The sequence below is a fragment of the Pseudoruegeria sp. SK021 genome, from assembly GCF_002119405.1.
Classification (GTDB): Bacteria; Pseudomonadota; Alphaproteobacteria; order Rhodobacterales; family Rhodobacteraceae; genus Meridianimarinicoccus.
In genome coordinates, this window is record NZ_MTBG01000063.1 from 1 (window position 1) to 8504 (window position 8504).

6 protein-coding genes and 1 pseudogene are annotated in these 8504 nt (G+C 55.6%); 4 read left to right on the forward strand and 3 right to left on the reverse strand.

The window, feature by feature from the left end; all coding sequences use genetic code 11:
- The first annotated feature begins 389 nt into the window (after positions 1-389).
- Positions 390-1475, forward strand: coding sequence for a tyrosine-type recombinase/integrase (locus tag BV911_RS17920; protein WP_086054942.1), 1086 nt, complete (start codon positions 390-392; stop codon positions 1473-1475).
- Between the two features lie 392 nt (positions 1476-1867).
- Here BV911_RS17920 and BV911_RS20435 read toward each other — a convergent pair whose 3' ends face one another.
- Both BV911_RS20435 and BV911_RS17930 read right to left on the reverse strand, forming a co-directional pair.
- A complete protein-coding gene (locus tag BV911_RS20435; RefSeq protein ID WP_086054943.1) occupies positions 1868-2071 on the reverse strand; it encodes an integrase core domain-containing protein in 204 nt (67 codons plus the stop codon).
- A gap of 27 nt (positions 2072-2098) precedes the next feature.
- Positions 2099-3057, reverse strand: a protein-coding gene (locus BV911_RS17930) for an IS630 family transposase (RefSeq protein WP_205963902.1) whose coding sequence is annotated in 2 segments (ribosomal slippage) — positions 2099-2713 and positions 2716-3057 — 957 coding nt in all. Because the reading frame shifts where the segments join, the coding sequence is not laid out codon by codon here.
- Between the two features lie 1586 nt (positions 3058-4643).
- Here BV911_RS17930 and repA point away from each other — a divergent pair.
- Positions 4644-5867 carry a plasmid partitioning protein RepA gene (repA, locus tag BV911_RS17945; RefSeq protein WP_086054945.1) on the forward strand — a complete coding sequence of 408 codons (1224 nt, stop codon included), beginning with the start codon at positions 4644-4646 and terminating at the stop codon, positions 5865-5867.
- On the forward strand, positions 5860-6816 hold the full coding sequence (gene repB / locus BV911_RS17950; protein WP_168184134.1) for a plasmid partitioning protein RepB: 957 nt from the start codon (positions 5860-5862) through the stop codon (positions 6814-6816). Before repA ends, repB begins: the two co-directional genes overlap by 8 nt.
- A 185-nt stretch (positions 6817-7001) precedes the next feature.
- Here repB and BV911_RS17955 read toward each other — a convergent pair whose 3' ends face one another.
- Positions 7002-7784, reverse strand: a complete 783-nt coding sequence (locus BV911_RS17955) for an IS4 family transposase (protein WP_256388278.1) — start codon at positions 7782-7784, stop codon at positions 7002-7004.
- Between BV911_RS17955 and BV911_RS20120 the strand changes: the two are divergent.
- Positions 7677-8504, forward strand: a pseudogene (locus BV911_RS20120) (IS3 family transposase); the annotation flags it as partial. The gene BV911_RS17955 and the pseudogene BV911_RS20120 sit on opposite strands and share 108 nt — an antisense overlap.

The following is an 8504-nucleotide window of genomic DNA, read 5'->3' on the forward strand; positions in this document are numbered from 1 at the left end:
GCTCACCTGATCTTCAAGGGATCCCAGCTTCTGGGAAAGGTCAAACACCAGCCGCCGCAACGCGTCTGTCGAAAGTGTCTCAAAGGCAGCATCGTCAACTGGGCTCATGCCATCTTGAATCAGCCCCGACCAAGAGCGCAACACAAATGCCCGGAAATCTGCCCCACTTACCGAATCGCATCGCAAATGGAGCGATTTTCCGCAAAATTTTAACTAATAAAATCATAAATTTATTTATCACACTGCGCACGACTCCCAATTTGTGCGCCGTACTTCGTTGCCGCTGTAACCCGACCTATTACTTTCGATAAGGTGCCATTATTACATCTATTGAAACCTTCTCGGAAATCGGCAAAAATCCCCGTAGATTGCCATGGAGATCGCTCCGAATGCGCCCGCTTTCCACCCCTGACCTAACGCTGCATGCGACCGCTTTGGCGCTCTCAGAGAATGATCGCGCTGCGCTGCACGATCTCTATATTCGCGGCACGCCAGAAAACACGCTGCGCGCCTATGAGCGCGACTTACTCTACATCACCGCCTGGAGGATGGCCCGGTTTGACGAGCGCGGACTGCTCTGGCCGGAAGAGGACCACGTGGCGCTGTGTTTTGTGCTCGATCACTGCCGCGATCTGTCGGACGCCCCGGACCACGACCCGGCCAGACAGGTCGCCGAGGCGTTGATTGCAACCGGGCGGCGTCGCCACCTCACCGCCCCTGCCCCGTCGACCCTCGATCGGCGCATCGCGTCGTGGCGGGCGTTTCACCGGATGCGCAATCTTGACAGCCCGTTCGACGCCCCGCTGGTGAAAGCGGCGCGCGGCAAGGGCCGCCGGGCTCAGGGCCGCGTCCATGCCCCGAAATCGGCGCATCCCATCACCCGCGACGTCCTTGAGGCGATGCTGGTGGGTTGCCGTGCCAGCCCCAGCGATCCCGAGGGGATGCGGGCCCTGCGCGACCGGGCGGTGCTGATGACCGGCTTTGGCTCCGGCGGGCGGCGGCGCTCGGAGCTTGCCGGGCTGCGCCGGGAAGACGTCACCCTGACCGATTATGATAAGACCGGCGTCGTCGGACTCTTGTTGCTGGAGACCAAAACCACCCGCAAAGGCGAGACCCCGAAACTGATCCTGAAGGGTCGCCCTGCCCGTGCGCTGGCGGCCTGGATCGAGGCTGGTGCCATCACCGATGGTTTCTTGTTTCGGGCGGTGTCGAAATCCGGCCGGGTGCTCGAGCGTGGCCTCTCCCCCGCTGGGATCGGCGGCATCGTCAAAGCCCGGTTGGTCTCGGCCGGATTTCCAGCCGCCTACGCGTCAGCCCACGGGTTACGAGCGGGATTTATAACGCAAGCCGCGCTCGACGGGGCTCCGATCCAAGCGGCCATGCGGCTGAGCCTGCACCGGTCGATGGCACAAGCGATGCGCTATTACGATGACGTGGAGATTACTGAAAATCCAGCGACGGGTTTGCTCGGCTAAGATGAATGAGCGGCCATTTCCTACTATTTCGAGCGGCGGCGATATAGCTGCGAACCTTTACTCTTAGCCTGCTATCTTGGCGAGATCGTAAGCCGGCTTGCCAGAAGCTGGGTAGTCAGAACTCGTCGGCACGAATGAAAGCAACAACACAGCGGCCTCCGGGGAACAGGTGCCATGAATTGGCTCAGGGCGTCGCTCGAACTGGCCTGCATGCTAGTGTCGCAGAAGAAATGGTGGTTCGATTGTTCAGACAACAAACTCCACCGCATCGCACTTGACGTGTTCGCAAGCCATCTGGAGGATCTCATCTACAATCAGGCGACATTCATTTAATGTGGCTATTTTGCACTCTATTTGGCGGATTTGTAATGACCCAGCGGAATCAGCTCGGGTTAAGCCGCTAATCTGAATGCCTCGACAGGCGTGCGTATGGCAACCGTCTGATAAGGGCGGTTGTTGTGAAAGGCGATCCAGTCACCGGTGACGCACATAGCATGCAGGATGCTCTCTAGGCGATGCCGATACACACACTGCTCCTTAAGCATCCCGATGAACCTCTCGACCGTGCCGTTGTGCCGGGGACTGTGAGGCGTGATGAACTCCTGATTTAAAGCGACTGGCCTTTAACTTGATGCATATCCTGCCTCACAGAAGAAGTTCCAGTATTGGTCCGGAGTGAAGAGGCCGCAGATTTTGGCGAGCGCGTCGAACATCTGATCGAATGTTCTTGCCCCAATTCTTCGCAAGTGTGCTTTCAGCTTGGAGAATGCCATCTCAATGGGGTTTAGGTCGGGGGAGTATGGGGGCAGATAAAGGAACCAGCACCCGACATCCCGCAAAGCCGCAGCAGCGGCCTTGTTGTAATGGGTGGCAAGGTTGTCGCAAATGACGACAGTGCCGGGCTGCAACTCCGGAGCCAGAACGTTTCGGACATAGGCTTCAAAGGCCTGACCATCCATTGCCCCTTTGATGACCCACGGCGCGATCAGATTGTCGTGCGTCAAACCAGCGATGAACGTCTGCGTTCCCCATGCGCCAAACGGGGCATCCATTTCCAGGCGCTTTCCGCATAAGCTGCGGCCATATTGACGGGTCAGGTTGGTTTTGACGGATGTTTCGTCAATAAAGACAAGCCGATCAGGATGCGCTTGCATGGCTGGAAGATGGTGTCTGAACCAGTTCTGGCGACGCTTCTTCACACGGGCGCGCAGCCGTTCGGTGGCAACCAGCGACTTTTTTTATATGTGTATCCGAGCTTGCGCAGGAACCGTCCGATGGAGGCCGCGTGCGCGGCAACGCCAGTGGCAGCTTCCAGTGCCCCAGAAAGTTCCGGCAAGGTGATATCGCCATCCTGCGCCACCAGTTCTTCCAGAAACGCTTGATGAGTGGACAACTTCCCATAGCCGGGTGGACGGCCTTGAGGAGCTGGCTCGATCGAACCCGTTTCCCACAGCTTGCGTTGCCATCGCACCCCAGTGGCAGCGGATAATTTGAGCCGCGCTGCTGCCGCACGACCGCTCAAACCCTCTCTGATACACTCTTGAAATCGCGCCCGAAGCGCCGACGGCAATGCTGCTGACATAAGACATCCTCCCAAAAAGGGTGAATCACAAATCAAACTGTTTGGGAATCCATCGATTCACGTTTCAAGCGCGGCGCTCTAGGTCGTAGCTTCGGACAATTGCCGTAAAGTCGTGGCTCGCGGAGCCGAGCCCGCTGTCCGACCTCAGCAGGAACTCCTCCTCGACCCGGCCCAAGGAGCCAAACCTGGCGATCAAAGCATGCTCCAAGGCGGCACTGGGCGTCGTGGCCATGCCGGCTTTCGACACGTGCCATCCCGTGACCTAAAAGATCCGGCAAGCCGTGTTCTTATTGAATCCCAGAAGCCAGGCCACCGTGCGATAGCCGTAGGATGGCTTCTCCTCGATCGTTTTCTTGATCGGCTCGGCGAACTGTGGGTCTACCTTGGGCGCGACCTTCACCGGCTTGTAGTAGATGGTGCGCTGGGAAATGCCTATACTCGGGCGCAAAGCTTGGTCAGCGGCACCGTGACGCCTTCGGCCAAGAGGCCCTGCTGAATGCGACGGACCAATTCCCGTCCTGCGCATCCAGCGTGGCCTGCGTTTTTTCTTGCGCTGATCTCCAGCGTAGCTTCGCCATGCGCTTCTTGGGCGTCCTTGAGCTGTTTCTCGTACTGCGCTCGGATGTCGAGAGGATTGGCCCGCAGTGAGTCCTCCATCCCGAGCGTCGCGTCACCGACTCAGCCCTCAATCTCCGATGACGGAGGTCAAACAACCGGCTCACCTCCGACACTGTCGTTTTGCTCTGAATGATCTCGATAAAAAGCTCGGTTTTGCGCTTCGCTGTCCACCGATTGAGTCGGTCGTTCATCGTCATTCTCATCGCTACGTTCTCCCTTGTAGTATGAGCGGATTTTCACTGGGTCGATACAGATGCGCCATCGTGAGGTTCGCCGCACTGTCTCTTGAACTGCTTCACGCCTTCAATGGATCTGTCGAAAATGGTCTCGACTGCCAAGCTGCGCCGACGCGACCTTGAATAAACCCAAAAATACTCAGGTTCACTACCTCTTTAGCCTCTGAGCGCGAAACCCTTCCTCTAGTGCACCCTATGCGCCCACACCAAAATCATTATCAACGCCGGTAATATCTGCGCGTCATCGCCCTCCTTTCGACTTCCCACAAACCAGTACGGAAACAGCTATATTGAGAGTTCTTCTCATAGAAAATTTTGGAGGTGGGCGCCGAGCAAGGCAACGCCGAAAACCTCAGATGCAATCTTGGCACGATCAGACGCGGAAACCTCATACCAAACAAAAAGCTCTTTTTTTTAAACAGAAAACACCAGCAGTTCGGGAATTTCGCAGCTGCGAACACCTTTGGCTTCCGGGGACAACCCTGACGAATTGTTCGCAGCTGCGAACCCACATTTTGCAGGCATTTTGGTTACCAGACCCATTCTCCACGTACGGCAAAAAACTTGCTGTCAGATCAGTTTTGATAGGGTCGATCAATCGCGCGTGAAAAACTGGTTTGAAAAATGAAACTCCCCGAGTTGACATAGCGTTCGATTCGATGTCATTCATTTCAAATAACGCTATAAAGCGACAAAATACAGAAAAGCGTTAGTACATCGGGCGAGCAGAATATGAACGAGATCCCAGCCGGGCCACGACCTTTGGCAATTCCGAGCACCTCGGAAGAGGCTTTGCGTCGCTCAGAAAAGCTAGGAGACGCACTGAGCAGTCTCCTGCGATCCAGTTATAAACCGCACGAGCGTAAAACGCTCCGCCTCTTCTCGGCTGCCGAAGCCGCGAGTTTCTTAAGGACCACGCCAACCAATCTTCGCCAAGCTCATAACCAAGAAAAGATTATTGAAGTCAGCACAAAGGTGAGCGGCCGGCGGATGTATTCTTCTTCTGAAATCCAGACCATCCGTGGGCAACTTGAGAAGACCGCCAAGAGCAAAGGCGCATACTTAAAAAAGCGCGGCAATAGTCCGATGGCGGTCGTGGCGGTGAGCAATTTCAAAGGCGGGTCAGCCAAGACAACAACTGCAGCTCATATGGCCCACAAAATGGCACTCGACGGCTACCGGGTACTCGCCTGCGACCTTGACCCCCAAGGCTCGCTTTCTGCCCTGATGGGCTTTAACGTCGAAATCGACTTCGAGGGCACGCCAACTTTGTATGACGCATTACGGTATGGCGATCCAATACCGTTCGACGATTGCATCTACGAAACGCACATCGCCAATTTACATTGCGTCCCAGCATCGTTGGAACTTCAGACCTTCGAGCACGAAACAGCCCGCGTACTTGCGAACCAGAATACGTGGGGTGGGAAGGCTGTAGTTCCATTTTATGACCGGCTGAAACAGGCATTGGCAAGTGTGGAAGACAGTTATGACGTCGTCATTATAGACTGCCCACCGCAGCTAGGCTTCCTGACGATGTCTGCAATCACTGCTGCGAATGGAATTCTTGTGACCTGTGTTCCGGGAATGATGGATGTCCATAGCATGAACTCCTTCCTTCGCATGGCAGGCGATCTCATGGAGGTAGTTGAAGATAATGGCGGGAAAGACGGTGTCGACTTCTTCAGGTTTCTCATCACGCGGCATGAGCCCACAGACGGGCCGCAAATCGAAATTGTAACTTTGCTGAGGCACTTGTTTGGCAGTGACGTCTTAACCAATACCCTTCTTAAAAGCACGGCAATTAGCGACGCTGCGCTGACTGAAGAAACGATTTACGAAGTCGATCGTAGTAATATGACCAAATCGACATATGACAGAGCCAGACAATCTGTTGACGCGTGTGTCGAAGAAGTCGAGCAACTCATTCTACAAATGTGGGGCCGCAATGGCTAGAAAACTGGGATTTATCGCCGGGCTTGAAGGAAGCACCGATACGGGCACACCTCGTGATGGAGGACGGTCGAAAAAGGCCCGGGATCCATATGGCCTCGTGTCTTCCGTCAATACGGCCTTTAGCAATGCACTTCAGGATATCAGTCCAGACATCATTGACCCTCACGGCCCGGTCGACCGCCTTGAAGACGAGAGCAGTATTTCAGAAGATCAAGAGCTTCTCGAAAGCATCCGCCAGTATGGACAACTCGTTCCATGTCTGGTGCGTAGAAGTCCGGATGCAAAAGGGCGCTTCCAAATTGTGTATGGTCGGCGACGTCTGAAGGCATGCACAATGCTGGACATTCCCGTTAAAGCCATTGTCCGGGATCTCGATGATGAGCAGTTTGTTATTGCCCAAGGACAAGAAAATAGTGCTCGCCGCGACCTAAGCTACTTTGAAAAAGCGATGTTCGCAGCGGCCATCGAGGGCTCTGGGTACAAGCGGACTGTGATCGAAACTGCTTTGAATACTAGCAAAGGCATGGTTTCAGACTATCTCAAGGTTGCCCACGGTGTCCCCGATATTCTTAGAACGATGATTGGATCAGCTCCAGGGATTGGCCGGGATAATTGGAAAAGCTTCGTAGTTCTGTTGGCTGAAACGCCGAATGGATTGGAACGCTGCGTTCAAGCTATCCGACAAGAAGACGAAAGCGATAGCTCTGAGCGCCGCTTTCAACGAGCCGTGTCCGCGCTTAGTAAGCACCCCACACCGAAGACTAATTCGCCGCGAGAAGTTCAATTTTCGGGGGGGATGGTTTTCATTAAAGAATCTCGTCGCGATCTAATAATCCGCATACCGAAAGGAGGCGATCAGGAAAAATTCGCGGCTTGGCTGTCTGCCAAGCCAGACGAGATATTAACGGAACTCTTCCGCATATTCGAACTAGAAGTGACCGAAGAGTGATCGAGGCAACGAGCAATTAAAGGAGGCATGAAACAGGGCATTAAAGAAGAAGACCCTCCAAACTCTCGAGGAATTCGAAGGGCCAATCTCTGATCTAAGCACTCCGAGGTTACTCCCCGAACGAATCAACGTCAATAGAAACGCCTCGTGGGTGAACGGGTGTAACCGCTCGATTTCTCTTGCAGTTACCCATAAGTGTCTGGTGACGGCGTTGCGATGCGGGCTCCTTCGACGAGGTCGGCGAGGCGGGAGAAGCCTCGCCATATGACGGTCGTCCCCGGTGGCGCGTCGGACGCCCGGTCGAGATAGCCTCCGAGGCGCGCGACCGCCCTGACATAGAATTCAAGATTGCGCGGTTCTTGCCGCCTTCTACCCGGGGTCGCGTGTTCTAGCATGCGGCGCTCCGCTTCGGTGAAAACGGCAGCCGGCGACGCTTCAGGTGCTTCGCGGCTCAGCATCGTCAGCCATGACACGCGCCATGCCACGACGCAGCACAACGCGATGCAGTTGGCCAGGCGATCAGCCGTGGCCAAGCGTATCTCTTCGATCCGGCACCCAGTTTTCAGGGTCCGGAAGAAGGTCTCGATCTTCCAGCGCAGCGCGTACCATTCGAGCTTGTGTACAGCGTCCGCGTGGGTCGCCACCGGCAGGTTCGTGATCAGCTTCCAAATGACGGGTGCTCGGCCCACCGGCGGGTCGAACTCCTCGGCGTGGATGATCTGGAGGTCCTGATGCCGGTATTTCCGCTGCTTTCCGATCGGCGGCCGGACCGTCATCGTTGCGTGCCGGACCGACAGAGGTGGTCGCAAGAATTCGGACCAGTTGCTAAGCTTTAGCGACTGACGAAGGACCGACCTGAGATGACGAAACGAAAGCGCTATTCTGCGGAGTTCAAGGCCAAGGTGGCATTGGAAGCCATCCGCGAAGAGCTGACGACGGCCGAGCTGTCCAAGAAGTACGGCATTCACCCGACAATGATCAGCGGCTGGAAGCGTGCTGCGATTGCGAACATGGCGTCTGCATTCGAAGGTGGAGCCGCTTCCGCTGAGCCGACGATCTCCGAAAAGGAGGTCGAGAAGCTACATGCCAAGATCGGCCAGCTGGTCGTGGAACGGGATTTTTTGGCCAGTGCCTCCAGTCTCATTCTCGGCTCTGGAGGCAAAAAGCGGTGAAGCAGGATCACCCCGATCTCAGCGTGCGTCGGCAATGCCGTCTGCTGTCACTGACCCGCTCCGGCCTGTACTATCACCCACGGGGCGAAAGCACCGAGAACTTAGCACTCATGGAAATTATCGATCGGCAGTTCCTGGAAACGCCTTGGTACGGCTCGCGGCAGATGGCCCGTCATATGCAACGAGAGGGGCATAAATGCGGTCGTCACCGTGTGCGTCGGTTGATGAGGCTGATGCGCCTTGTGCCGATCTACCAAGAGCCGAAGACCAGCAAGAAGCACCCGGCCCACAAGATATATCCATACCTTCTCAGGGATTTGGATATCACTCGGCCCAACCAGGTTTGGTGCACTGACATCTCATATATTCCGATGCGCCATGGTTTTCTGGAGTAACGCGCGAAAGTTGGTGATGCCCTGAGGGGCGGCATATCATGGCGGTGTTCAGACGCCGTCAATTCTCAGCCGAGAAAAGGATATGCCACGTGCCAGAGAATACCACTAGCCAGCTGCCTGA

Coding starts and splice junctions, on each gene's coding strand:
- repB (WP_168184134.1), top strand. CDS start 5,860: ATGGCTAGAAAACTGGGATTTATCGCCGGGCTTGAAGGAAGCACCGAT.
- repA (WP_086054945.1), top strand. CDS start 4,644: ATGAACGAGATCCCAGCCGGGCCACGACCTTTGGCAATTCCGAGCACC.
- BV911_RS17920 (WP_086054942.1), top strand. CDS start 390: ATGCGCCCGCTTTCCACCCCTGACCTAACGCTGCATGCGACCGCTTTG.